This is a genomic window from uncultured Winogradskyella sp. (genome assembly GCF_947501905.1).
Classification (GTDB): Bacteria; Bacteroidota; Bacteroidia; order Flavobacteriales; family Flavobacteriaceae; genus Winogradskyella.
This window is the reverse complement of sequence record NZ_CANMXL010000002.1, coordinates 62,704-86,927: the sequence shown is the minus strand read 5'-3', so window position 1 is coordinate 86,927 and position 24,224 is coordinate 62,704. Positions and strand designations below refer to the sequence as shown.

The 24,224-nt window shown below is 33.9% G+C and carries 27 protein-coding genes; 19 read left to right on the top strand and 8 right to left on the bottom strand.

Translation table 11 applies throughout. The annotated features are described in order from the left end of the window. Positions 1-3: 3 nt before the first annotated feature. The gene (gene panB, locus Q0770_RS04000; protein WP_299114258.1) at positions 4-822 is read right to left on the bottom strand and encodes a 3-methyl-2-oxobutanoate hydroxymethyltransferase; all 819 of its coding nucleotides are present in this window, start codon (positions 820-822) and stop codon (positions 4-6) included. A 106-nt stretch (positions 823-928) separates the two neighbouring features. Here panB and Q0770_RS03995 point away from each other — a divergent pair, with 106 nt between their 5' ends. After that, positions 929-1,402, top strand: a complete 474-nt coding sequence (locus Q0770_RS03995) for a nuclear transport factor 2 family protein (RefSeq protein ID WP_299114256.1) — start codon at positions 929-931, stop codon at positions 1,400-1,402. 74 nt (positions 1,403-1,476) lie between these two features. Here the strand turns inward: Q0770_RS03995 and Q0770_RS03990 are convergent, their stop codons facing one another. Next, the gene (locus Q0770_RS03990; RefSeq protein WP_299114254.1) at positions 1,477-2,901 is read right to left on the bottom strand and encodes an L-serine ammonia-lyase; all 1,425 of its coding nucleotides are present in this window, start codon (positions 2,899-2,901) and stop codon (positions 1,477-1,479) included. 122 nt (positions 2,902-3,023) lie between these two features. Further along, positions 3,024-3,503, bottom strand: coding sequence for a hypothetical protein (locus Q0770_RS03985; RefSeq protein WP_299114252.1), 480 nt, complete (start codon positions 3,501-3,503; stop codon positions 3,024-3,026). Between the two features lie 198 nt (positions 3,504-3,701). On the opposite strand from Q0770_RS03985, the gene dnaK reads away from it, so the two are divergent. After that, the gene (gene dnaK / locus Q0770_RS03980; protein WP_299114251.1) at positions 3,702-5,606 is read left to right on the top strand and encodes a molecular chaperone DnaK; all 1,905 of its coding nucleotides are present in this window, start codon (positions 3,702-3,704) and stop codon (positions 5,604-5,606) included. Between the two features lie 127 nt (positions 5,607-5,733). Here the strand turns inward: dnaK and Q0770_RS03975 are convergent, their stop codons facing one another. Then, positions 5,734-6,150, bottom strand: coding sequence for a hypothetical protein (locus Q0770_RS03975; protein ID WP_299114249.1), 417 nt, complete (start codon positions 6,148-6,150; stop codon positions 5,734-5,736). Between the two features lie 71 nt (positions 6,151-6,221). Here Q0770_RS03975 and Q0770_RS03970 point away from each other — a divergent pair, with 71 nt between their 5' ends. From Q0770_RS03970 to Q0770_RS03955, 4 genes are all read left to right on the top strand, one after another. Then, the gene (locus Q0770_RS03970; RefSeq protein ID WP_299114247.1) at positions 6,222-7,454 is read left to right on the top strand and encodes a class I SAM-dependent rRNA methyltransferase; all 1,233 of its coding nucleotides are present in this window, start codon (positions 6,222-6,224) and stop codon (positions 7,452-7,454) included. Positions 7,455-7,510: 56 nt separating this feature from the next. Further along, complete coding sequence (locus Q0770_RS03965; RefSeq protein ID WP_299114246.1) at positions 7,511-8,458, top strand: nitronate monooxygenase family protein; 948 nt, start codon at positions 7,511-7,513, stop codon at positions 8,456-8,458. A 129-nt stretch (positions 8,459-8,587) separates the two neighbouring features. Next, complete coding sequence (locus tag Q0770_RS03960; RefSeq protein WP_299114245.1) at positions 8,588-8,935, top strand: YciI family protein; 348 nt, start codon at positions 8,588-8,590, stop codon at positions 8,933-8,935. Then, positions 8,935-10,182, top strand: a complete 1,248-nt coding sequence (locus Q0770_RS03955; RefSeq protein ID WP_299114244.1) for an RNA polymerase sigma factor — start codon at positions 8,935-8,937, stop codon at positions 10,180-10,182. Before Q0770_RS03960 ends, Q0770_RS03955 begins: the two co-directional genes overlap by 1 nt. Here the strand turns inward: Q0770_RS03955 and Q0770_RS03950 are convergent, their stop codons facing one another. After that, positions 10,183-11,037 carry a GyrI-like domain-containing protein gene (locus Q0770_RS03950; RefSeq protein WP_299114242.1) on the bottom strand — a complete coding sequence of 285 codons (855 nt, stop codon included), beginning with the start codon at positions 11,035-11,037 and terminating at the stop codon, positions 10,183-10,185. Positions 11,038-11,200: 163 nt separating this feature from the next. Between Q0770_RS03950 and Q0770_RS03945 the strand changes: the two genes are divergently transcribed. From Q0770_RS03945 to Q0770_RS03920, 6 genes are all read left to right on the top strand, one after another. After that, complete coding sequence (locus tag Q0770_RS03945) at positions 11,201-11,764, top strand: TetR/AcrR family transcriptional regulator (protein WP_299114240.1); 564 nt, start codon at positions 11,201-11,203, stop codon at positions 11,762-11,764. Between the two features lie 48 nt (positions 11,765-11,812). Beyond that, a complete protein-coding gene (locus tag Q0770_RS03940) occupies positions 11,813-12,220 on the top strand; it encodes a nuclear transport factor 2 family protein (RefSeq protein ID WP_299114238.1) in 408 nt (135 codons plus the stop codon). Between the two features lie 11 nt (positions 12,221-12,231). Continuing rightward, complete coding sequence (locus tag Q0770_RS03935; protein WP_299114236.1) at positions 12,232-13,203, top strand: alpha/beta fold hydrolase; 972 nt, start codon at positions 12,232-12,234, stop codon at positions 13,201-13,203. A gap of 189 nt (positions 13,204-13,392) precedes the next feature. After that, complete coding sequence (locus Q0770_RS03930) at positions 13,393-13,881, top strand: hypothetical protein (protein WP_299114234.1); 489 nt, start codon at positions 13,393-13,395, stop codon at positions 13,879-13,881. A 59-nt stretch (positions 13,882-13,940) separates the two neighbouring features. Continuing rightward, entirely contained in the window at positions 13,941-15,320 is a 1,380-nt protein-coding gene (locus tag Q0770_RS03925) for a serine hydrolase (protein WP_299114232.1), read from the top strand. A 79-nt stretch (positions 15,321-15,399) separates the two neighbouring features. Further along, positions 15,400-15,720: a YtxH domain-containing protein gene (locus Q0770_RS03920; protein WP_299114230.1), complete on the top strand. Its 321-nt coding sequence runs from the start codon at positions 15,400-15,402 to the stop codon at positions 15,718-15,720. Here Q0770_RS03920 and Q0770_RS03915 read toward each other — a convergent pair. Both Q0770_RS03915 and Q0770_RS03910 read right to left on the bottom strand, forming a co-directional pair. Next, a complete protein-coding gene (locus Q0770_RS03915) occupies positions 15,717-16,289 on the bottom strand; it encodes a GNAT family N-acetyltransferase (RefSeq protein WP_299114228.1) in 573 nt (190 codons plus the stop codon). The two genes, Q0770_RS03920 and Q0770_RS03915, sit on opposite strands and share 4 nt — an antisense overlap. Next, complete coding sequence (locus Q0770_RS03910) at positions 16,286-16,924, bottom strand: alpha/beta hydrolase (RefSeq protein WP_299114226.1); 639 nt, start codon at positions 16,922-16,924, stop codon at positions 16,286-16,288. The genes Q0770_RS03915 and Q0770_RS03910 overlap by 4 nt, the downstream gene beginning before the upstream one ends. A gap of 54 nt (positions 16,925-16,978) precedes the next feature. Between Q0770_RS03910 and Q0770_RS03905 the strand changes: the two genes are divergently transcribed. The 5 genes from Q0770_RS03905 (at position 16,979) to Q0770_RS03885 (ending at position 21,744) form a co-directional block, all read left to right on the top strand. After that, positions 16,979-17,404, top strand: a complete 426-nt coding sequence (locus tag Q0770_RS03905) for a PaaI family thioesterase (RefSeq protein ID WP_299114224.1) — start codon at positions 16,979-16,981, stop codon at positions 17,402-17,404. Beyond that, positions 17,405-18,520 carry a chorismate-binding protein gene (locus Q0770_RS03900; protein ID WP_299114222.1) on the top strand — a complete coding sequence of 372 codons (1,116 nt, stop codon included), beginning with the start codon at positions 17,405-17,407 and terminating at the stop codon, positions 18,518-18,520. Positions 18,521-18,553: 33 nt separating this feature from the next. Further along, positions 18,554-20,314 carry a 2-succinyl-5-enolpyruvyl-6-hydroxy-3-cyclohexene-1-carboxylic-acid synthase gene (menD, locus tag Q0770_RS03895; RefSeq protein WP_299114220.1) on the top strand — a complete coding sequence of 587 codons (1,761 nt, stop codon included), beginning with the start codon at positions 18,554-18,556 and terminating at the stop codon, positions 20,312-20,314. A gap of 96 nt (positions 20,315-20,410) precedes the next feature. Next, positions 20,411-20,749 carry a DUF2853 family protein gene (locus Q0770_RS03890; protein ID WP_299114218.1) on the top strand — a complete coding sequence of 113 codons (339 nt, stop codon included), beginning with the start codon at positions 20,411-20,413 and terminating at the stop codon, positions 20,747-20,749. A 164-nt stretch (positions 20,750-20,913) separates the two neighbouring features. Further along, a complete protein-coding gene (locus Q0770_RS03885) occupies positions 20,914-21,744 on the top strand; it encodes a S1 RNA-binding domain-containing protein (RefSeq protein ID WP_299114216.1) in 831 nt (276 codons plus the stop codon). Between the two features lie 5 nt (positions 21,745-21,749). Here the strand turns inward: Q0770_RS03885 and Q0770_RS03880 are convergent, their stop codons facing one another. Then, positions 21,750-22,148, bottom strand: coding sequence for a hypothetical protein (locus Q0770_RS03880; RefSeq protein WP_299114214.1), 399 nt, complete (start codon positions 22,146-22,148; stop codon positions 21,750-21,752). Positions 22,149-22,462: 314 nt separating this feature from the next. Between Q0770_RS03880 and Q0770_RS03875 the strand changes: the two genes are divergently transcribed. After that, positions 22,463-23,302 carry a 1,4-dihydroxy-2-naphthoyl-CoA synthase gene (locus Q0770_RS03875; RefSeq protein ID WP_299114213.1) on the top strand — a complete coding sequence of 280 codons (840 nt, stop codon included), beginning with the start codon at positions 22,463-22,465 and terminating at the stop codon, positions 23,300-23,302. A gap of 15 nt (positions 23,303-23,317) precedes the next feature. Next, the gene (gene menA / locus Q0770_RS03870) at positions 23,318-24,223 is read left to right on the top strand and encodes a 1,4-dihydroxy-2-naphthoate octaprenyltransferase (RefSeq protein ID WP_299114211.1); all 906 of its coding nucleotides are present in this window, start codon (positions 23,318-23,320) and stop codon (positions 24,221-24,223) included. Position 24,224 lies beyond the last annotated feature (1 nt).

Below are 24,224 nucleotides of genomic sequence, written 5' to 3'. Positions count from 1 at the left end.
AACTTAATACTGCTCCTTCTCATTTGGGAAATCCTCAGACTTTACATCTGCAACATATTGGCCAATTGCTGTAGTCATCTCTTCATAGAGGTTCATATAGCGACGTAAAAACCGCGGGTTGAATTCATGCGTCATCCCAATCATATCATGCAATACAAGGACTTGACCATCAACACCGTCTCCAGCACCAATACCAATAACTGGTATGGATACACTTTCTGCAACTTCTTTGGCTAAAGCTGCAGGAATTTTTTCGAGGACAATTCCAAAACATCCTGCTTTTTCTAGCATTAAAGCATCTTCTTTAAGTTGTTGAGCTTCTTGTTCTTCTTTGGCTCTTACGGTGTAGGTTCCAAATTTGTATATAGATTGAGGTGTTAATCCTAAATGTCCCATAACTGGAATACCAGCATTTAAAATTCGCTTTATAGATTCTTTTATCTCTTTACCACCTTCTAATTTTACTGCGTGACCGCCACTTTCTTTCATGATTCTAATAGCAGAGCGAAGTGCCTCTTTAGGATCACTTTGGTATGTTCCAAAAGGTAAATCAACAACAACTAAAGCGCGATCAATAGCTCTGACTACTGAAGATGCATGATATATCATTTGGTCAAGAGTAATTGGCAGAGTCGTTTCGTGACCAGCCATAACATTACTTGCAGAATCACCAACCAAAATCACATCTACACCTGCACCATCTACTATTTTTGCCATAGTGTAATCATAAGCTGTAAGCATTGATATTTTTTCGCCTTTAGACTTCATATCTACTAAAGTCTTTACTGTAATTCTTTTGTATTCTTTTTTGGCTACAGACATACTGTTATATTTAGTGAATGGTAAAAATAATGAGATTTGTTAAACTTTTGTTTAACTTTAAGTGGAAATACTATTTTGAAGGTATTTTGACAAAAAAATATCAATCATGAAAAAATTTACCATTTGTATGCTGACCTTGTGTTTTATGTTTTCAGCTTTTTCACAAACTTCTGAAGAAGATAAAGTAAAACAAACAATCATTGACTTCTTTGATGCTTTTCATAAGCAAGATACTGTGAAGCTAAAGTCTATGGCAAAAGGCAATATAAGTATGCAATCTATTTCTTCTAACAAAGAAGGAAAAACACGTTTAGATGAAAACGATTACTATGGTTTTATAAAAAACATAGCTGGAATCCCTAAAGACAAGACCTTTGAAGAAAAATTGCTAGATTTTAATATCAAAATTGATGGAAAAATGGCTAATGCTTGGACACCTTATGAGTTTTGGTTTGATGGTAATTTTAGCCATTGTGGCGTAAATTCATTTCAACTTATCAAGGAAGACGACAATTGGAAAATTATTTATTTAGTTGATAGTCGACGTCGACAAGGATGCAAAGCAATTTCTAAAGGTTAAGATTATTTAATATTTAAACACAAATTCCGCATAATCTAATATGATTTAGCTCTGGTAGCTGAGCGGAGTCGAAGCTAACAATCTGCCATATTAACGCCAACAGCTAAGCCACCTTCGGAGGTTTCTTTGTATTTGGCACTCATATCTTTTGCGGTTTCCCACATCGTTTGGATAACTTTATCTAGAGGGACTTTTACATTTTCTGGGTCGGTGTCTAATGCCAATTCTGCAGCATTTATAGCTTTTATGGCACCCATGGCATTCCGTTCTATACAAGGTATTTGGACCAAGCCACCTATGGGATCACATGTAAGTCCTAAATGATGCTCCATTGCTATTTCGGCAGCCACAAGTACTTGACCAGGAGAACCTCCCATTAATTCCGTTAGTGCGCCTGCTGCCATTGCTGAAGATACACCAATCTCTGCCTGACAACCACCCATAGCCGCAGAAATTGTAGCATTCTTTTTAAAGAGACTTCCGATTTCTCCAGCGACTAATAAGAATTTTTTGATATCCTCAAAGTTAGCATCATGATTTTCAATTACCATATAATACATTAAAACTGCTGGTATAACACCAGCACTTCCATTTGTAGGTGCTGTAACTACGCGACCAAGAGAGGCGTTAACTTCGTTTACTGCTAATGCAAAGCAAGACACCCATTTAAGTATTTGTCTAAATTTCACTTCAGTGTCTCTTATGGAATTAATCCATTCGTAAGCATTGTTGTAAGGTGTTTCACCTTTAAGTTTTTCGTGAGTTTCGTAGGCGCGTCTAATGACATTAAGCCCACCAGGTAATATGCCCTTTGTGTGGCAACCAACATACATACTGTCAAGCATGACATCCCAAATGGCTTTTAATTTGGCATCAATTCTATCAGGATCACGTAATGACAATTCGTTTTTGTATACGAGCTCACTAATCGATAATTTTTCTGTTTTGCAATATTCTAAAATCTCAGTTGCTTTTTGGATAGGAAAAGGGAAACCTTCAAATTTTTCGGTTTGTCTTTTGGCACGTTTGCGTTCTTCTTGCACAATAAAACCGCCACCAATTGAGTAATAGGTTGCAGATTTCTTTAAACCATTTCTTAGGGTAGCTGTAAAGGTTATGCCATTTGGGTGGAAATCTAAAAATTCGCGATTAAAAATAATATGTTGCTCAAAATCAAAAGGAATCTCTTTTTCAAGATTAAGTATCAGAGTTTTTGAGGTCTTCACTTTATCCACTTGATTCTGAATATCAGCAATATCAAAAGTAACAGGGTCAGTCCCCAAAAGTCCCATTAATACTGCGATATCAGTAGCATGTCCTTTCCCTGTTAATGCCAATGACCCAAAAAGTTCTACTTGTACTGAGGCAACTCCAGTAAATAGTTCTCTATTCTGAAGGTCTTTAATCCATTGTTTTGCTGCCCGCCATGGCCCAAGTGTATGAGAACTGGATGGACCAACACCGATACTTAACATATCAAAAACAGAAATAGATTCCATTATCGCAAACGATTTAGTTTTGTCGCAAATATAGATGTTGTTTTTATATGGTGTTTGCTTTTTTGGGAAATAAAAAAGCCTGAACTTTAATTCAGGCTTTTCAATATATGTAGGACGACTAATTATCGTCTCGGGAAACTTGTAATTCCGTGCCTCTGCATCACTACGTTAATGTCTGAATTGTCTACACGACCAACATTATCAGCTGGTACGACAACGACTCTGAATACTTGATTTTGCGTCCAAACATCATCAACATTATCTAAATCTGAACCTTCTAAAAAGAAGCGAACATCATCTTGAGTAAAATCGAAATTGTAAACTAAATCATCACCATTGTCAAAAATCACGGTCTGCGGAACCAATCTCCAAACATCTTGACCATTAATCGTATCCCATAAAATGTATACTAAAGTTACATCCGATGGAAATACATTAAAACCATAAGGTTCAATAAATTCATAATTGTTAGCGGCATTAAAATCGATAACTATTTCAAAAGCTGAAGACACAAAATCATTGTTTTGAACCTGAACAATTTCTTCTGTTGTACAACTATTTAACAAGGTAATGGCAAAAATAAATGTAAGTATACGTTTCATAATGTCTAAGTTTTTCTTCTAAGTTATCAAATGTCATACCAAAGATTTTTACTTCAGTTTTAATTTTGATTTTATAATGTGACATCATGTCATATTTTTTCTGATGGCATAATCATTGACTAATACAAATCGTAATTATTTAATGAATCATATTATAATTTCTGCGAAAGTGGAAACTTTAAAAACTATAAACAAATTATGAGTAAGATTATTGGAATTGACTTAGGAACAACCAACTCTTGCGTTTCAGTAATGGAAGGCAATGAACCAGTTGTAATACCTAATGCAGAAGGTAAGCGCACAACACCTTCGGTTATCGCTTTCGTTGAAGGTGGTGAAATTAAAGTTGGTGACCCAGCAAAAAGACAAGCAGTAACAAACCCAACAAAAACGGTTTATTCGATTAAGCGTTTTATGGGAAATAAATATTCTGAATCTAAAAAAGAAGCAGAACGTGTACCATATACAGTGGTTAAAGGTGACAACGATACGCCTCGTGTAGATATCGACGGTCGCTTATACACACCACAAGAATTATCAGCTATGATTCTTCAGAAAATGAAGAAAACAGCTGAGGATTATTTAGGTCAAGATGTATCTGAAGCTGTAATTACAGTTCCTGCATACTTTAATGATGCACAACGTCAAGCAACTAAAGAAGCAGGTGAGATTGCAGGTCTTAAAGTTCGTAGAATCATCAACGAACCAACGGCAGCAGCTTTAGCTTATGGAATGGATAAGAAAGGTACAGACCAAAAAATCGTTGTATTCGATTTTGGTGGTGGTACACATGATGTGTCTATCCTCGAGTTAGGTGATGGTGTATTCGAAGTATTATCTACGGATGGTGACACACACTTAGGTGGTGATGATGTAGACGAAAGAATTATCGATTGGTTAGCAGAAGAGTTTATTGCAGATGAAGATATGGACTTACGTAAAGATCCAATGGCTTTACAACGTCTTAAAGAAGCTGCTGAAAAAGCAAAGATTGAATTATCATCTTCTACTCAAACAGAAATCAATTTGCCATATGTAACAGCTACAGCTAGTGGACCAAAGCACTTAGTACGTACATTAACACGTGCAAAATTTGAGCAGTTAATTGACGATTTAATTAAAAGAACAATTGAGCCATGCCAAACAGCATTAAAAGCAGCAGGTTTATCCAAGTCTGATATTGATGAGGTTATTCTTGTAGGTGGTTCTACTCGTATTCCAGCAGTACAAGCAGCAGTAGAGTCTTTCTTCGGAAAAGCACCAAGTAAAGGTGTTAACCCTGATGAAGTTGTATCTCTAGGCGCAGGTATTCAAGGAGGTGTATTAACAGGTGATGTAAAAGACGTTCTTTTATTAGACGTAACACCATTATCTCTTGGTATCGAAACTATGGGTAATGTAATGACAAGATTAATTGATGCGAATACTACCATTCCTACTAAGAAATCTCAAGTATTCTCAACAGCTGCAGATAATCAGCCATCGGTAGAAATTCACGTATTACAGGGTGAGCGTCCAATGGCTGCAGATAATAAAACAATTGGTCGTTTCCACTTAGATGGTATTCCACCAGCAAAAAGAGGAACACCTCAGATTGAAGTAACTTTTGATATCGATGCCAATGGTATTATCAAAGTATCTGCTGAAGATAAAGCAACAGGTAAGAAACAAGATATCCGTATTGAAGCGTCTTCTGGATTAACAGATGAAGAAATCCAAAAGATGAAAGCTGAAGCTGAAGCAAATGCAGATGCAGATGCAAAAGCTAAAGAAACAGCTGAAAAGCTAAATCAAGCTGATGCAATGATTTTCCAAACCGAAAGTCAATTAGCTGAATTTGGTGATAAATTATCTGATGATAAGAAAAAGCCAATCGAAGATGCTCTAGCTGAATTAAAAACAGCGTACGAATCAAAAGATTTAGCAGTTATAGAACCAGCTTTAGAGAAAATTAATGAAGCTTGGAAAGTTGCTAGCGAAGAAATGTATAAAGCACAAGCCGAAGCTCAAGGTGGCGCACCAGGTCCTGATGCAGGAGCTCAAGGTCAACCAGAAGCCGAAGGTGATAATGTAGAAGATGTTGACTTCGAAGAAGTGAAGTAAGCAGAGAACTGTTTTTTGCTTAGGCAAAAAATATATAAATCGCTTATGCCAAACTTGATTCGGCATCTCATTAATATAAAAAGCCCAACTTTTTAGTTGGGCTTTTTAATATTTGATAGATTTTTAATTAATATCTATTGCGTTTTCTTGTGAATTCTCGACCGAACTTTTTCGCAAATTGATTCAGCTTATCTTCATTTATTCCAGCACTAGATAATACTTTAGCATTATATAATTTCTTAATAATCCATTTTTTATAGCCAATTCCAACTTCTGTTTCAAAAAGGATATCATCTAGGTTATCTGCTTTGTAAATTTCCATATAGCCATATTGTCCCCAATCAATCCATTTTAAGTATAGTAATTGCTCGTCTTGAAGGTTGTTAATATAAAACGCACCACGACTAACATCATCTTTTTCAATTTTGCAAGTATTCACTTTATCTACGGTAACGTTTCCTTTTTTGATTTTAATTTTCTGAGCAAAAGAAACACTTGATACGATAACAAGCACAAGTAGAAGTGATAATTGTTTGATTTTCATTTTTATTGTAATTATTAGTTTATAACTGCCAAAATAAGTAGTTAAATTGCAACTCCAAAATTATTTGTCATTTGAATACCTTTTCAGACTCTATAACATCTATTTACCAACCTAAGCGTTTGGCTATAAAACTTAATTCTAAAGGCGAACAATTTGTTATAAAAGGGCATCCTTGGGTGTTTTCTAATAGTATTGTGAAGGTTAATGAGGATGCAAAGACAGGTGATTTAGCTATTATCTTCAGCAAGAATAAGAACAGAGTTATTGGGTTAGGATTGTTTGATGCAAAATCTCCAATCCGAATAAAAATGATTCATAATGCGCAAACCAAAGCAGTTATCAATGCTGATTTTTTTCATACTAAAATTGAAAAAGCCTATGCATTACGTCAAGAGCTCTTAACCACTAACACTAATAGTTATCGTTTAATATTTGGTGAGAATGACGGCTTTCCTGGTTTAATAGCAGACGTATACGCTAAAGTATTAGTCGTAAAGTTGTATTCCGAAATATGGTTGCCGTATTTAGAACCTATAGTACATAGTTTGCAACAGGTTTCAAATTCAGAAACTGTAGTTATGCGGTTAAGTAGAAACCTGCAGAATAGTAATAATCATAATCTTAATGATGGTGACGTAATTTATGGCGTTTTAGAAGATGAAGTTGTTCAATTTATTGAGCACGGTATTAACTTTTCTGCTAATGTTATTAAAGGTCATAAAACAGGTTATTTTTTGGATCATCGCGAAAATAGAAGACGAGTTGGTGAATTAAGCACTGGTAAAAAGGTGCTCGATGTCTTTTCTTATGCTGGAGGATTTTCTGTACATGCATTAGCAAATGGCGCAGATGAGGTGACGAGTTTAGATATTAGTAAACAAGCTTTGGATGTCGCCAGAGATAATGGTAGACTTAATGATTATGTCGGTCAACATAAAACCATTTCGGGAGATGCTTTTAAGGAAATGGAGGCTTTAATTAAAAAAGCCAAGCGTTATGATATCGTTGTTATCGATCCGCCAAGTTTTGCAAAACAACAATCAGAAATAGAATTAGCCAAAAAGAAATATGCGCAATTGGCAGAATTAGGTGAGAAGCTAACAGCAAAAAATGGCTTACTGGTTCTGGCCTCATGTTCTTCGCGAGTTTTAGCGCAATCATTTTTTGATTTAAATCAACGTGTCCTAAACGCCCAGACTCGTCTGTTTGAAACCATACTTAAAACTAAACATGATATTGACCATCCAGTGACCTTTCCTGAAGGCGCTTATTTAAAGTGTGGCTATTACCGCTTCTTAGAATAAAACTATTATGCATGCATAATATAATTTAGTATATTTGACAAAATCTATAGTAGAAGATGCAAACTAAACTTACCGAATTACTTCAAATAAAATATCCAATTATACAGGCGCCAATGTTTTTAGTTTCTAACGTTAATATGGTTACTGAGGCTATGAATGCTGGTATTGCAGGCTGTATACCTGCTTTAAATTACAGAACTTTAGAGGAGTTACGTGCTGCGCTTAAAGAGTTGAAAGCTAATAAACCAGAAGGCGGTTCGTTTGGATTTAATTTAATTGTCAATAAATCTAACGTAAAGTATAAAGGACAATTAGAAGTGATTTGTGAGGAAGGTTGCGATTTTATTATTACCTCTTTAGGAAGTCCAGAAGAAACAATTAAACAAGCGCACAAAGTCGGAATTAAAGTCTTCTGTGATGTTGTAGATTTAAAATTTGCTAAAAAGGTAGAAGGTCTTGGTGCAGATGCTGCTATTGCGGTTAATAACGAAGCTGGTGGCCACCGAGGAAATATGACGCCTCAAGAATTGACAGGATTATTAAGCAAAGAATTGTCTATCCCGGTGATTTCAGCTGGAGGTGTTGGTTGCAAAGCAGATATAGACAATATGTTAAGTTATGGTGCTGCTGGTGTTTCAGTAGGTAGCCCATTTATAGCCTCAATAGAAGCTGGTGTAACTGACGAGTACAAACAAGCTTGTGTCGATTACGGTGCAGAAGACATCGTTATGACTGAGCGTATTTCTGGCACACCATGTACAGTAATTAATACACCTTATGTTCAGAAAATAGGAACAAAGCAAACTTGGTTAGAATCTGTTTTAAATAAAAATCGAAAACTTAAGAAATGGGTGAAGATGATTCGTTTTTCAATAGGTATGAAAGCCACAGAAAAAGCGGCTAAAAAAGCGACTTACAAAACGGTATGGGTCGCTGGTCCAAGTATTGAGCATACAAAAGCAATTCTTCCTGTAAAAGATATTGTTGCTAAGCTTACAAATTAGTTTAGAGATAATCATCTTTTCTACTTAATTCAAAGTTTTTATCTTCATGTCCTAAATTAATTAATAAAGTTGTCCCCTTTGTTGTTTTCTTATACGTCTTAAGGGTATAAACAATTAAATTTTAGAATTATGAAAAATTTTATGATGATTTTCATCGGTGCTGATTATGCTGACTTAGGGCTATCGCCAGACGAATTACAAAACCGAATGGGCAAATGGTTTGCCTGGGGCAACAAAATGGAACAAGCTGGAATCCTTAGAGGTGGCGAAGCTTTAACACCTCAAATAAGACGCATTGTTGGAGAAAACAGAACAGTTACTGATTTAACTTCTGCAGAGGTTAAGGAAATAGTTGGCGGTTACTACACCGTTGAAGCTAAAGATTTTGATGCCGTACAAGAAATAGCAAGAGACTTCCCAGATTATGATTTAGGCGGAACAGTAGAAATCCGTGAAATCATGGTCTTTGATAAATAATGGAACATAAAGACATAGACCATCTATTTCGCCATCATAGTGGAAAGATGGTCTCTGTTTTAACCCGAATCTTCGGTTTAGAGCATTTGGATATTATTGAAGATGCTGTACAAGACACTTTTCTAAAAGCCAGTTTGTCATGGCGTAAAGAACAGCCAGAATATCCTGAAGCTTGGCTAACCAAAGCTGCTAAGAATAGAGTCCTTGATATTTTTAGAACGCTCAAAACACAAAAAAAATACATCTCAAATTTATCTACAGGAACAGACGCTATTGCTATTAACGAATTGTTTCTAGATAAAGAAATAGAAGATGCGCAATTGCGGATGATTTTTACAGCGTGCCATCCAAAGCTAGATTCTAGAGACCGTATTTCTTTTGCTCTTAAAACAGTTTCGGGCTTTAGTACTAAAGAGATTGCTTCAGCATTGCTCACAAAAGAAGAAACCATAAAGAAGCGTCTTCTAAGAGCTCGAAAATCTATTCAGAAGGCTGAATTAAAATTTGCTATACCTCAAGGCAAAGCTTTGAAAGAACGACTAAATAGTGTCATGGAAGTGTTATACCTTATTTTTAATGAAGGTTTTCATTCTAATAATAAAGAGCAATTAATTAGGGAAAATTTATGCGGCGAAGCCATGCGATTATGTCAATTGTTATTGAAACATAATAATACAAGGCAGCCAAATGTTTATGCGCTATTTGCATTAATGTGTTTTCATTCGGCACGATTATCTTCTAAAACTAACACCAATAACCAAGTACTAGACTTAAAACATCAAGACAGAAGCTTGTGGCACTTTCCATTAATACAATTAGGAAATACCATGATGAATAAAGCTGTTGAGACAGAAGCGTTTTCATCCTATCATTATGAAGCGGCAATTGCTGCTGAACATTTAAAAGCTCGAACTTTTGAAGACACCAATTGGGATAAGATTTTACACTGGTACCAATTACTTTACGAGTTACAGCCTATGCCATCGCATCAATTGACTATGGCTGTGATATGTCTTCAAAATAGAGATTATAAAAGTGCCGAATCGTATTTCAAAAAACTCAATCCAGATGCTTTAGAACAGCGAAAGTACTTATACTATGCCGCCAAAGCGGATTATTATAAAGCGACAAACCATCTAGAATTGGCGTTGGAGTATATTCAGAAAGCTATTGAGCATGTTAATAATGCGCTAGAGAAAGACTATTTGCTTAAAAAGCAATCCACATGGCAAAAATCACCAAATTAGTTACTTAATCGGAATATAAAATTCTGTCTTTAATTTTTCTTCAGCAACTCGTTCTGGGTTGCTAATATAGCGTTCTCTTACTGGAGCATCACGTAATTCATAATCAGTTTGTAATAGCCAATCGTTAAACATATGGTTATAAACATCAGCAAAATGCTTGTAGCTGCCTTGGTATAAAAACATGGCAAATTTGCCACCTTTAAGTGCTTTAACACCAACATCACCATTTGGTTTTGCTTGTTTATGAATTACTAAACAGGCGTCATATCTTGTTTTATTGGGGTCAGTAACATTGGGATCATCATGTGGTAAGCCCAGCATTTGTATGCCTTTGGTAAATAGTTTTTGTGCTTTAATTTCGCCCCAAAGTTTTTGCCAAGCCATTGGGTAATCTAGTTTTTGATAATCGCCTTGCATACTATAATACAAGCACATTTGGTCTTCTAGGTCTAGAATTTTTGGTGTTTTGATGTTGAGTTTTGTTGTCATACTGTTCGTTTTTTTGATTAATGATTGTTTCTTAATACGATGTTCACTTGGCGAAATGCCAAAGTGATTCTTAAAAGCTTTAGATAGGGAAGAAGGCGTTTCGAAACCCACATTGTATGCAATCTCTTCGATGGAATGTTTGGAGTATCTCAGCATTTTAGCTGCAGTTTCTAGTCGCGTTCTAGTTATGTAAGCGCCAATAGGCTCACCAAGTAAAGCTCTTGTAATCCGATGAAAATGAAATGGCGAAAAATGTGACAACTCTGCTAAATGTTTAATATCTATTTTAGAATCTAAATGATTGTGTATATAATCTATAATCGTATTTAGTTGTTCTTGATAGATATGCTTTGAAACGTCTTTCATTCTTTACTATTTCTTGAAAACAAAACTAAACGTAAATGTACACAACTACTTTTCCAATCTTGCTGTGTTTATAACTATTTGTAAACCAAGTCTTAATTTGAACAAGACAAAATATTTTTTACCGAACGTTTGGTAATTATATATTTTTACCTATATTTGCACCATGAGACCACAAAAAGTATTAGATATTGAAATCTTAAAAGGGTTGACTAAAGTTTTTCGTTCTAAAGGATATGAAGGGGCAAGCTTAAAAGAATTATCTGAAGCAACAGGTTTAAAAAAAGCTAGTCTGTATCATAGATTCCAAAATGGAAAGCAAGAAATGGCTGATGCCGTTTTAAATCATTTAGGCAAATGGGTTATTAATAATGTGTTTAGGTTTCTTTTGGATGATGACATTGAACCTCAAATAAGATTAAAAAATGGGTTATCTGAAATTCGTACTTTATACAATAACGGAAAAGAAACCTGTATTTTCCGGGCTCTATCTATGCAAACAGGTATTGAACTATTTGAGGATCAAATAAAAAATGGAATGAATGAATGGATTTCCACTTTTAAAGAAATTGGAAGAGCGTTTCAGTTAAATGAAACAGATGCTGAACAAAAAGCGATACAAGTGTTAATTGAAATTCAAGGTAGTTTAATAGTCACGAAAGGACTAGGAGATATTTCAATTTTCGAAAACACATTAAATAATATTGAGCTTAAATACATTAATGAATAAAAATTTACTTATAAATTTTACCGAATGTTCGGTAATAAAATTATAATCATGAAAAAATACCCACTGCCACCTTTCAACAAAGAAACTGCTATACAAAAAGTTCAGATGGCAGAAGACGCATGGAATAGTAAAGACCCTATAACAGTGTCTATGGCATATACAGAAGACACAGAATGGCGTAACAGAGATCAATTTATTAATGGTCGGCATGAAGTACAAGAATTTTTAAAAAACAAGTGGCAAAATGAATTAGACTACAAACTTAAAAAAGAGTTATGGGCTTTTCTTGATAATAAAATTGCCGTAAGATTTGAATACGAATATAAAAACAAAGATGGTATTTGTTACAGAGCTTATGGTAATGAAAATTGGGAATTTGATGAAAACGGATTAATGCAAAAGCGCTACGCAAGCATTAACGACCTAGAAATAAAAAAATCTGAACGAAAATTTTAAATACATATTACATGAAAAAATTTAAACTTATTTATCTATTTACCTTAATGCTAATAGTATCTTGTCAAGAGAAACCGAATACATTAAAGAATCAAAACACACACTCAAACCAAAAGCAAACAAATCTAGTTTACTACAAAACATTAAGTGTTGATGGTGTTGAAGTAGCTTATAGAGAAGCTGGTGATAGTAAAAACCCAACATTAGTTCTTCTGCATGGTTTTCCATCGTCTTCTCATCAATATAGGAAAGTATTAAATCAGCTTTCGGATGAATTTCATCTAATAGCACCAGACTACCCTGGTTTTGGAAATAGTGATTTTCCTTCTGCGAAAGATTATGAATACACTTTTGATAATATTGCTAAAACCATAAATTCGTTTTTAGAATTAAAAGAAATCAATACCTATACCTTAATGATTCAGGATTATGGTGCGCCAATAGGTTTTAGGATAGCTACTGCATATCCAGAAAGAGTAACTGCTATTATTAATCAAAATGGTAATGCTTATGAGGAAGGACTTGGAGAAGCTTGGAAAGACATTAGAACTTTTTGGGCTAGCAGAAATGAGCAAACAGAAAATGCTCTGTTACCAGTTTTCTCTTTAGAAGGCTTAAAATGGCAATATACACATGGAACTAGAAACCCTGCAAATGTAAATCCTGACACTTGGCATTTAGATTTTTTAAGACTATCTAGACCCAACGCTCATAACGTAAACTTTGATTTATTTTATGATTATCAAAACAACTTAAAATTATATCCAAAATGGCAGCAGTATTTGAGAGATAATCAACCACCTCTATTGATTGTTTGGGGTAAGAACGATGCATTCTTTCCTGAAAGTGGTGCTGAAGCATTTAAACAAGATGTAAAAAATATAGATTATAATATTTATAATACAGGACATTTTGCTTTAGAAGAAGATGGAAATGAAATCATCAATAAAATAAGAACATTCATGAAAAAAGTATTAAAATAACCAGTTGCTAACAGCAATTATAAGTAATAGCGATTTGAGTTCAAGCTCAGGTCGCTTTCTATTTTGTATATTACTTTGCAAAAATAGCACATATAAAGTAGCTACAACTCATATACAAGTACGATAAGTGTAGTGAAAATATCAGTATTAAAATTGAAAAAAGCCATACTATTTTTTAACCTATTAGTTTTGACAATATCTACTGCTCAAGAGAAAGAGTACGTAGTCACAAAAAAAGGCGATACTATCTACGGAAAAGTAACAAGAGCGACAGGTTTTTTAAATGCTTCTAAGGTTAAGTTTAAAATCAAAGACTTAAATGGAGATAAAAAAGTTTTAAATCCTAAAGATGTAGAAACTATAAAGTCTCTCAAAGGCGTAGATGGTAAATCCATTATAAAAACTGTTTACGATGATTGGTATGTAAAATTGATTATCGATGGTAAAATAAAGGTTTATCAGCTCGTTGATGGAGTCATTTTTTTTACCTCAAAGGATAACTCTAAAATTAAGTCTAATGATTTTGGTGGTTTTAATAACAGAAAAGAGTCGCACTCAAGAATAAGACCTTTATTTAGTGATAACCCAACGATTTTAAAAGAGTTCGATTCATTAGTTGGGACAGAAAAAAACATCAAGTATATGATAGAAAAGTATAATAGTCTGTATAATAAATGACTATGATAGTTCTCGAATTTATTAACTTGGTCATCAATTCATCTTCAAAATTTTAATCCATGAAAAAATCACTTATACTACTTTTTACAATAGCATGTTCTGTAACTACTTTTTCTCAAAGTTTACAATCGAAACGTTTAGACAGTTTGTTTTCTTCGCTTTACGCCAAAAAGAGTTTTAATGGTAATGTGCTAGTGGCTGAAAAAGGCGAGGTGATTTTTAAAAAAAGCTATGGGTATGCAGATGAGAGTACACGACGTAAAATAAATAATGAGACCATTTTTGAGTTGGCTTCTGTATCCAAACAATTCACGGCAATGGGGATTGTCATACTACAAAAAGCTGGCAAATTGGAGTATAACGATAGAATATCAAAATATATCCCAGAGCTAGATTTTTACGGAGACGTTACGGTGAGAAATTTATTAAATCATACGGGCGGATTACCAGATTATATGGGTTTGTTTGAGAAAAAATGGGATAAATCAAAATTTGCTACTAATGAAGATATCATTAAGCTGTTTGCAAAACATAAACCTAAAGCAAATTTTCAACCTGGCGATAAGTTTGAGTACAGCAATACAGGTTACGCTTTATTAGCTTCAATTATAGAGCGCGCTTCAGGAAAGAGTTTTACAAATCATTTGGCCTCTACTATTTTTAAGCCTTTAGGAATGAATAACACCTTTGTGTATAGAAGTCGTTACGAGACTAGAGAGATTGATAATTACGCATTAGGCTACATCAGTGATAAAAGTGGTAATAAAGTACGCCCAGATAGTTATGGTAAAGAATTTTATTTCTATTACTTAGATGGTATTGTTGGTGATGGGATGGTCAATTCTACTTTAGACGATTTACTAAAGTGGGATAGAGCATTATATACGGATAAACTGGTTAATGCAGAAGACAAGGCTTTAATATTTAGTTCGGCTGAGACCAAAGATGGCAAAGGCTCTGGTTATGGCTTTGGTTGGGGAGTTAGTACCTCGGATGCATATGGAAAGACGGTTAGCCATTCTGGCTCATGGGCAGGAAACTTGACCTATATAGAACGGCAATTAGATAATGATAAAACATTTATCATTCTTCAGAATAACTCTACGGGATTAAATACCATACCAAGTAAAAAAGTGCGCAAAATCTTAAACGACGAAGGCTTAGTTATCCCAAAAACAATAAAACTCTCAACTGAAGAATTAGATAAATATACTGGCATTTTTTCTAATGAAAACTTTCCCATAAAAATTGAGTTTTTTGTACGTGATGGTATTTTAATGGGGCAAGGTGATGGTCAAGGCGCGTTTCCCTTAGATAGTTATGCTAATGACACATTTAAGTTTGAACCAGCAAGAATTTCATTAGTTTTTAACCTTAAGGAAAACACCATTGACTTTACACAAAATGGTCAGAGTTTTGTGTTCCAGAAAGAGAAGTAAATATCTAAAGTATTAATTTGTAACAAATTCTAGTTAGTTGAGTCTTATAAGTATACACAACAATTAAAAAAGAAAAGTTATGATTCAATTTAAAGGCGCACTTGTATTAGGTGCATTGATAGGCACAGGGATAGGCATTTTAATCGCTCCAGAAAAAGGAAGCGATACTAGAGATAAATTAAAGAAAGAGGGCAATGACGTTAAAGACCAATTGGTTTCGGACTTTAAAGAAGTAAAAGAAGACGTTTCTAAAGCGGCCAAATCTGGTAAAGAAAAATTTAAAGAAGAAGCGCACGACTTTAAAGTAAAAGCAAGTGTCCAAGCAGAAAAAGCAATTACCTTTTTAGAAAAACAATTAGCACATCTTAAAGAGAAAAATAAAACTTGGCAAACAAGTTAAAAGGTTTTAAAAATGGTCGACTTAATAGTCGGCCATTCTTCTTTTAGGATGCCATAGCAACAGGTACTGCGTCTATAGCCATCCTTCATAACAGTATCTTTTCTTAGGATACCTTCAAGTGTAGCACCAAGTTTTTCCGTAGCACGTCTAGACTTATTATTGCGAGAGTCTATACGGAATTCTACTTTCTCGAATTCTAAAGTTTCAAACGCATATTGCAGCATTAAAAACTTCATATTTTTATTTAGTCCAGTACCTTGAAAATCATGACCTATCCATGTCCAACCTATATGTAGAACTTTGTTTTTCCAATTGATAAGCCCAAATCTCGTTGAACCAGCATAAACTTCCTTTTCCTTATCATAAATAATAAACGGAATAACAGTTTTGTGATAATACCCATCAACAGCAACCTGCACATAATCATGTAATTTTTCTGGAGTTGATATATCAGAAGGCGAGTAGTAGATGAGGTCCTTTTCTTGAGCAATAGCTTCCAAGCTATTATAATTGCTTAGGTCAAGTAGACTTAGTTTTACACGATTGTTTTCTATAGTTGGTGCTATCATACCAAAGCATTTATATAATCTACATTAACTATATGTTTACCATCAAAAGGCAATACTTCTAATCGGTTACCAAATAGTTCATGAGCGCGTTGGCGCTCAATTTCAATTCTGGCTTCATCTAAATACTGGTCTTGAGTACCGTAAATTAATTTCACTTTAGTATTATCAGACAGGTATTCAAAATCTTTGGCTGTTAATTCTACAGGAATTCCTCCAGAATGTAATACCAATTGAGTTGGTTGTAGTTTACGCTTAACTGCAAATCGGGTCGCAATACTCACGCCTTGAGAGTATCCAAAAATGATAAGATTTTTATCTTCTGGAATCGCTTCTGCTTCCATAACAGTATCTAGATAATTCAATATGTTTTGCATCCCAGCATGAGTATTATCTCTAGTTAGCCAATTAGCACCTACATGCATCTTAGGCTGTATATAATACTTGCTTGGCGCTTGTGGAGCAATGATGTAGTTTTCTGCAGGGTTTAAGTCTTTAAAATACTTTAAAAAGTATTTACTTAAATAACCCATGCCATGACAAACTAACCAGATATTTTTTGTGTTATCGGTCAGTGTATTTAGGGTAGTATAAGAGTTGGTAGTGGTGTATGTAATTTCTTTTTCGGTTGAATTCATTATTCTTTGGACTTTCAGTATTTTTGCTTTCCGACATTAAAAGTAGGCATAACTATGCAAATATCTAAAGACGAATTACTCAAAAAGGCAAATGCAGCAAGTAAAAATACGTTAATGGAAACCTTAGAGATTGAAATTGTAGATTTTACCGAGGAAACTCTAACGGCACGTATGCCTGTAACATCTAAAGTGCATCAGCCAGATGGCGTATTACATGGAGGTGCTACTGCTGCTTTAGCAGAAAGCGTGGGGAGTTTTGCGTCTCATATTTTTATTGATACTGAAGCGTTTTTTGTTCGTGGATTAGAGATTACTGCAAACCATTTAAAAAGTGTAACAGAAGGCTATATATATGCAAAAGCCTCTTTTTTGCATCGTGGACGTACAACGCAACTCATAGATATTCGCGTGACTGATGAGAACGATAATTTGGTGTCTATTTGTCGTTTATCAACGATTACTTTGCCTAAGAAAAAGTAAATGAACGAAGACATTTTTTTTCGAAATTTAGAACAGCAATACGATAACAAATTACCTTTTGTGGTCTATAGTAGGCCTATAAATTCTATCATTAAATGCTGGTTACAAAATGATGACATTCTCCATTCAACAAATACATTTAAAGAAAGTGGTTTTGTATTTTCTCCTTTTGACTTAAATCAGTCAGCCATTGTTTTACCGCAAAGTGAATGTAGTCATCATGTTTTAGAGATTGATAATTTACAACTTGATGAAAAGTCTAAAACTGAGTTTAAGCTTAGTTCCGAAGGAAAAAGAGAACACATCAATTTAGTTACTAAAGGAATCGATTCCATTACCAATGGTGAGCTTGAAAAAGTGGTTCTCTCACGTTTTGAAGAACGCCCAGTTGCAGAACATCCTATTTCTATTTTTAAACGCTTATTCAATACCTACAAAAATGCAATGGTCTATTGTTGGTATCATCCAAAAGTAGGCTTGTGGTTAGGCGCCACACCAGAATTGTTATTTAAGATAGAAGGTCAACAATTGACCACCATTTCTTTAGCAGGCACGCAAGCTTATAACCCAAATAGAAATCCAAATTGGACAGAAAAAGAGTTAAAGGAGCAACAGATTGTAACGGATTATTTAGCACAACAGATTACAGATTACACAGAGAATACTAATATTTCTGAAGTTGAAACCATCAGGGCTGGTAATCTTTGGCATTTAAAGTCACGATTGATTAGTCGTGTTTCTAAAGAAACCGAATTAAAGTCTATCATTGAAGCTTTGCATCCCACACCAGCGGTTTGTGGCTTCCCTAAAGAAGACTCAAAACAATTTATTCTCGATAATGAATATTATAATCGTGAATTTTATACAGGCTTCTTAGGTGAATTAAATCTTCAGTTTTCTAAAACCCGCAATCCCAATAGAAAGAACGTTGAGAATAATGCTTATAGTATTGTCAAAAAACAGTCTAACTTTTATGTAAACCTACGCTGTATGCAAATAAAAGACGATAAGGCCATTATTTATGTTGGTGGTGGTATTACACAAGGTTCAATTGCAGAAAACGAATGGGAAGAAACTCAAAATAAAGCAAAAACTATTGGTCGTATTTTGAGATAAGTCCACCTAGAAATTGTTTATCTTTGCGTATTGATGCAATACTCTAAAATTCCTTTAGCACAAACGGTTGTGACATTATGCAAAACGCATAATATCAAGCATATTATTATATCTCCAGGAAGTCGTAATGCGCCTTTAACTATTGGTTTTACTCATGATGATTTTTTTGAGTGCTATAGCATTGTAGACGAACGCTGTGCAGCTTTTTTTGCATTAGGAATTGCACAACAAACGCAAGAACCTACTGCAGTCATTTGTACTTCAGGAAGTGCACTTTTAAATTATTACCCAGCAGTTTCAGAAGCGTATTATAGTCGTATTCCGATTGTGGTTATATCCGCGGACAGACCAAAACATTTAGTAGATATTGGAGATGGGCAAACTATTAAGCAAAAAAATGTCTACGGTGAACATGTGTTTTACAGTGCTAACCTAAAGCTTGATTTAAGAGAAGAAACTCAAAAACAACCAAAGGATGAGGTGCCAATTTTTAAAAACTTGGAAAATAAGTTTGAGAAACTTTTAGGACTTCAAAATGGTATTCAATCTCAAAACGAAACAGAAATTCATCAAGCATTGCATAGTGCAGTTATAAATTCTGGACCAGTGCATATTAATGTGCCTTTTGATGAGCCTTTATACAAAAGGGTTGATGAGTTAACCATTAGTCCAATACCTTTTAAGTTACCAAATACTAAAGAAAGTATTAATGCCATTGAAATAGAAGAATGTGCTGAAATCTGGAGTAATTCTAGCAAAAAACTAATCTTGGTTGGTGTATTACAACCAAATTCAATAGAAGCGAAGTGGTTAAATGAATTGTCAAAAGATGATAGTGTTATTATCATGACAGAAACCACATCAAACCTTCATCATAAGGATATATTTCCTAGTATAGACAAACTTATAGCGCCACTTGATGAGGAAGGCTTTAAGATGCTTCAACCAGATGTGTTATTAACTCTTGGAGGTTTAATAGTGTCAAAAAAGGTAAAGCGTTTCCTCAGAGGTTATAAGCCGAAATACCATTGGCATATTGATGAGTATAATGCAAATGATACTTTCTTCATTTTAGACAGGCACATTAAATTAAGGCCTAATACATTTTTTGATGTTTTTCTATCTGGTGTTAATGGTAATTTAAAAAGCAAATATAAAACGTATTGGTTATCGATTAGGCAAAAGCGTCGAGATAAGCACGATAAATACTTAGAAACCATTTCTTTTTCAGACTTTATAGTTTTTGATAAACTCTTAAAAAGTATTCCAGATAATAGCCAACTTCAAGTTGGTAACAGCTCGGCAATACGATATACGCAATTGTTTCAACTTAAAAATAGTGTAACCGTATTTTGTAATAGAGGTACAAGTGGTATTGATGGTAGTACAAGTACAGCTATTGGGGCAGCTTTAGCTTCAGAAGAGAGAGTGACTTTTATTACTGGTGATTTAAGCTTTTTCTATGATAGTAATGCGCTTTGGAATAACTACATTTCTAATAACTTTAGAATTATAGTTATTAATAATTCTGGAGGTGGGATTTTTAGAATTTTGCCAGGCCATAAGAATACCGAAAACTTTGATACTTTCTTCGAAACTAAGCATCATCTTAATGCTTCGAACTTATCTAAAATGTATGGTTTTGAATATATCGCAGTTGATGAAGAATTAGCTTTAACTAATACTTTAAAAACATTTTATGAGGTTTCAAATCAACCAAAACTGTTAGAAATTTTCACACCTTCTCAAATTAATGATGAGATTTTAATTAGCTATTTTGAATTTATTAAGTAGTAAAATTCTTAATAACTTATTAGTCTTTTTAATTTGAATAGTAAATTTCACTATCTTTAAAATGTTCAAGTGTATTAATCTAAAAAAACTATAATAATGAGTAAAAGAGACGACCTTATTGCAAAATATGCTGCAGATTTAAAAGATAAATGTGGTATGAATCCAGATATGGACCTACTAACTAAGGTTACTATTGGTTTGGGGCCATCAATTTACAATGCAGATGCTGCTACAGTTTCAGGTTCAGATGAAAAAGAATTGGCAACAGTAAAAAATAACTTCTTAATTAAAAAACTAGGATTGAGCGATGGAGCAGATTTAGATAAGGCTATTGATAGTGTTATTGAAACTTATGGACGCTCAAACCGTAACAAGTATAGAGCAGTAATATATTATATGTTGACGAAGCACTTTAAAAAAGAATCTGTTTACTAGGTACTAGGATAAGATGTTTCAAATAAAGTAAGCGCTATAATTCTACTACAGAATACTAGCGCTTTTTCTTTGTGCTGAATTTATTTCAGCATCTCATAATATTTATGAGGAATTAAACTTAGAACTTAGAACCTTAAACTTCTAACTTTATTTACCTTTGCACTATGATACAGATAGGCGAATACAATACACTTACAATTTTAAGAGATACAGAGCCAGGACTCTTCTTAGGAGATAATGAAGAGAACGAAATCTTATTACCAAATAGATATGTACCTGAATCTTTTGAAATAGGAGATCAGATTGAAGTTTTTGCTTATTTAGATAATGAAGAAAGACCAGTAGCAATTACTGATAAACCATATATTAAGAGAGGTGATTTTGCTTTGCTACGTTGTAATCAAGTCACAAAATTTGGTGCTTTTTTGGATTGGGGTTTAGTTAAAGAGTTATTCTGCCCATTTAAAGAACAAGCTTTTAAAATGAAAGCAGGAGGATGGTACCTTGTGCATTGTTATTTAGATGAAGAATCAGGGCGTCTTGTGGCTTCTAGTAAAACCAATCACTTTCTTGATAATAAAGAGCTAACTGTAGAACGCTATGAAGAAGTAGATTTAATTGTGTCACATCCTTCGGATATTGGAATGAATGTGATTGTAAATAAACGTCACCTTGGCTTAGTCTTTAAAGATGAAATCTTTAAAGACCTAAGCGTTGGAGACAGGTTAAAGGGCACTATCAAAAAAATAAGACCTGGAAATAAGTTAGATATTTCTCTGAGTCAAATCGGGTATCGTAATATAGAGCCCAATGCGCAGTTTATCTTGACAGAATTGGGGGATAATGGGGGTTATCTGCCATTAAATGATAAATCTGCACCTGATGATATAAAGGATATGCTGCAAATGAGTAAAAAGAACTTTAAAAAAGCTGTTGGCTCATTATATAAAGCAAGAAAAATTGAAATCAAAGAGAACGGTATCTATTTGAAATAGATGCTTTATATCGTTTCTTCAACCCAAGTTATTGCTTCTTCTAGATTTTTAAATATTTGTCGGTTAAACTTAAAGAACTGGTTTTCAACTTCAAATACACCTTTTCCAAACAGAGTATCGCATACTACAGCATAGGCCTTAAGATTTGGAAAGCTCTTGTTAAAGCGATTTGCATCATTTAAATCAATTGAGTAAGAATTTGTTCTATTTGCTATAAAACCAAAATCATTACTACCAAAATAGCTAAGTATTTTTTCTGTTGATTCCGCAAATGTCTCAAAATCTATATGTATACCTTCATTAAATTCACCAACAACATAATTATTAAAAAAGTACAGCTTTCCAATTTTTACTTCCTTATAATCAATGAGTTCTAGCGTATTTTTGTATTCAGTTATCGACATATTTCTTGTTTAACAGAGTGCAAAAGTACTATGCAAGCATAGTATTAACATGGCTTTTTTTGACTTTAACGTATCAGGTACTAAAACTTCAAGCTTTGTTTAACTTATGTTAGAATTAAATAAAAAAATATATGAATTGTTACAGATAATTTAAATAGTTGATTAATAGTGATTTGAGTTAATTTTAATTACAACGTTTTCGTTGAATAAAGTAGATTTTAATCTTAAACAAAATGTTGCTCTTTTTGTAAATTAATCATAGAATTAGAAATAGAATTTATCCGTATTTTTGTTTGCTAAAGAATGAATATTTAATGAGTGATATAAAATGGGTCGTTGCTAAAGAATACGAAGACATTACTTATAAAAAATGTAATGGTGTAGCACGTATAGCATTTAATAGGCCAAATATTAGAAATGCATTCAGACCAAAAACAACTTCAGAACTTTATGATGCTTTCTATGATGCAAATGAAGATGTCAATATAGGCGTTGTCTTACTTAGTGCTGAAGGACCATCAACTAAGGATGGTATTTGGAGTTTTTGTTCTGGTGGAGATCAAAAGGCGAGAGGTCATCAAGGATATGTTGGCGACGATGGTTACCATAGACTTAATATTTTAGAAGTACAACGCCTTATCAGATTTATGCCTAAAGCTGTAATTGCTGTTGTCCCTGGATGGGCAGTTGGAGGAGGACATAGTTTGCATGTTGTTTGTGATTTAACTTTAGCGAGTAAAGAACATGCAATTTTTAAACAAACAGATGCAGATGTAACAAGCTTTGATGGCGGCTATGGTTCAGCATATTTAGCAAAAATGGTTGGGCAAAAGAAAGCTAGAGAGATTTTCTTTTTAGGGCGTAACTATTCTGCTCAAGATGCTTATGAGATGGGAATGGTTAATGCTGTTATACCTCATAAAGATTTAGAAGATACTGCTTATGAATGGGCGCAAGAGATTTTAGCTAAATCTCCGACATCTATAAAGATGCTAAAGTTTGCAATGAACCTTACTGATGATGGTATGGTTGGGCAACAAGTATTTGCTGGAGAAGCTACACGTTTAGCATACATGACAGATGAAGCTAAAGAAGGTAGAGATGCGTTTTTAGAGAAACGTAAACCAAATTTTGACAAAAAATGGATTCCCTAAATAGTTTCGATATTCATGAATAATATTAAGCCATGGCTTTCGGCAATGCGTTTGCGTACATTGCCTTTATCAGTTTCCGGAATTATCATAGGCACATGCCTTGCGGCTTACAATGGTAAGTTTAATGTTTTTGTATTTATACTCGCACTTTTAACAACTGTAAGTTTGCAAATCCTATCTAATCTAGCAAATGATTATGGAGATGGGATTAAAGGTACTGATAATGAAGATAGAGTAGGTCCGCAGCGTGCCATACAAAGTGGAGAGATTACTCCGGAGCAAATGTTTGAAGCGATAAAAAAGAATATTCTTATAGTCATTGCACTCACAATTTCGCTAGTTTATGTGGCTTTTGGGCATATGTATTTTCTATACGCATTACTTATTATTTTTCTTGGAGGTCTATCAATTTATGCGGCAATCAATTATACGATGGGAGATTCTCCATATGGTTATAGAGCTTTAGGAGACGTTTTTGTATTTATATTTTTTGGATTCATAAGTGTTTTAGGTACATATTTACTAAATGTAAAAGCCATTGACCATATTGTATTTTTGCCTGCAGCAACTTTAGGTTTATTGAGTGTAGCAGTTCTAAACCTTAATAATATGAGAGATTTGGAAGCTGATGAGAAAGTTGGTAAAATTACTCTTGCAGTAAAACTAGGAAAGCAAAAGGCTAAGAAATATCATTATTTTTTGATAGTTGGCGCTATGTTCTCGGCTATATTATTTAGCATATTATATTATGTAGAACCTTATAATTTTATTTTTCTTCTAAGTTTTATTCCTTTAGTTATTCATTTAAAAAAAATTAAAAAAGCTGAAGTTCCTGATGACTTTGATAGTCAGCTTAAAGTATTAGCATTGACAACTTTTATGTTTTCAATTTTATTAGGTGTAGGCTATTTATTGTATTAAA

Excerpts from the sequence above, each read along its gene's own strand:
- panB (WP_299114258.1), bottom strand. The coding sequence starts at position 822 with ATGTCTGTAGCCAAAAAAGAATACAAAAGAATTACAGTAAAGACTTTA.
- Q0770_RS03995 (WP_299114256.1), top strand. The coding sequence starts at position 929 with ATGAAAAAATTTACCATTTGTATGCTGACCTTGTGTTTTATGTTTTCA.
- Q0770_RS03990 (WP_299114254.1), bottom strand. The coding sequence starts at position 2,901 with ATGGAATCTATTTCTGTTTTTGATATGTTAAGTATCGGTGTTGGTCCA.
- Q0770_RS03985 (WP_299114252.1), bottom strand. The coding sequence starts at position 3,503 with ATGAAACGTATACTTACATTTATTTTTGCCATTACCTTGTTAAATAGT.
- dnaK (WP_299114251.1), top strand. The coding sequence starts at position 3,702 with ATGAGTAAGATTATTGGAATTGACTTAGGAACAACCAACTCTTGCGTT.
- Q0770_RS03975 (WP_299114249.1), bottom strand. The coding sequence starts at position 6,150 with ATGAAAATCAAACAATTATCACTTCTACTTGTGCTTGTTATCGTATCA.
- Q0770_RS03965 (WP_299114246.1), top strand. The coding sequence starts at position 7,511 with ATGCAAACTAAACTTACCGAATTACTTCAAATAAAATATCCAATTATA.
- Q0770_RS03960 (WP_299114245.1), top strand. The coding sequence starts at position 8,588 with ATGAAAAATTTTATGATGATTTTCATCGGTGCTGATTATGCTGACTTA.
- Q0770_RS03955 (WP_299114244.1), top strand. The coding sequence starts at position 8,935 with ATGGAACATAAAGACATAGACCATCTATTTCGCCATCATAGTGGAAAG.
- Q0770_RS03950 (WP_299114242.1), bottom strand. The coding sequence starts at position 11,037 with ATGAAAGACGTTTCAAAGCATATCTATCAAGAACAACTAAATACGATT.
- Q0770_RS03945 (WP_299114240.1), top strand. The coding sequence starts at position 11,201 with ATGAGACCACAAAAAGTATTAGATATTGAAATCTTAAAAGGGTTGACT.
- Q0770_RS03940 (WP_299114238.1), top strand. The coding sequence starts at position 11,813 with ATGAAAAAATACCCACTGCCACCTTTCAACAAAGAAACTGCTATACAA.
- Q0770_RS03935 (WP_299114236.1), top strand. The coding sequence starts at position 12,232 with ATGAAAAAATTTAAACTTATTTATCTATTTACCTTAATGCTAATAGTA.
- Q0770_RS03925 (WP_299114232.1), top strand. The coding sequence starts at position 13,941 with ATGAAAAAATCACTTATACTACTTTTTACAATAGCATGTTCTGTAACT.
- Q0770_RS03920 (WP_299114230.1), top strand. The coding sequence starts at position 15,400 with ATGATTCAATTTAAAGGCGCACTTGTATTAGGTGCATTGATAGGCACA.
- Q0770_RS03915 (WP_299114228.1), bottom strand. The coding sequence starts at position 16,289 with ATGATAGCACCAACTATAGAAAACAATCGTGTAAAACTAAGTCTACTT.
- Q0770_RS03910 (WP_299114226.1), bottom strand. The coding sequence starts at position 16,924 with ATGAATTCAACCGAAAAAGAAATTACATACACCACTACCAACTCTTAT.
- Q0770_RS03905 (WP_299114224.1), top strand. The coding sequence starts at position 16,979 with ATGCAAATATCTAAAGACGAATTACTCAAAAAGGCAAATGCAGCAAGT.
- Q0770_RS03900 (WP_299114222.1), top strand. The coding sequence starts at position 17,405 with ATGAACGAAGACATTTTTTTTCGAAATTTAGAACAGCAATACGATAAC.
- menD (WP_299114220.1), top strand. The coding sequence starts at position 18,554 with ATGCAATACTCTAAAATTCCTTTAGCACAAACGGTTGTGACATTATGC.
- Q0770_RS03890 (WP_299114218.1), top strand. The coding sequence starts at position 20,411 with ATGAGTAAAAGAGACGACCTTATTGCAAAATATGCTGCAGATTTAAAA.
- Q0770_RS03885 (WP_299114216.1), top strand. The coding sequence starts at position 20,914 with ATGATACAGATAGGCGAATACAATACACTTACAATTTTAAGAGATACA.
- Q0770_RS03880 (WP_299114214.1), bottom strand. The coding sequence starts at position 22,148 with ATGTCGATAACTGAATACAAAAATACGCTAGAACTCATTGATTATAAG.
- Q0770_RS03875 (WP_299114213.1), top strand. The coding sequence starts at position 22,463 with ATGAGTGATATAAAATGGGTCGTTGCTAAAGAATACGAAGACATTACT.
- menA (WP_299114211.1), top strand. The coding sequence starts at position 23,318 with ATGAATAATATTAAGCCATGGCTTTCGGCAATGCGTTTGCGTACATTG.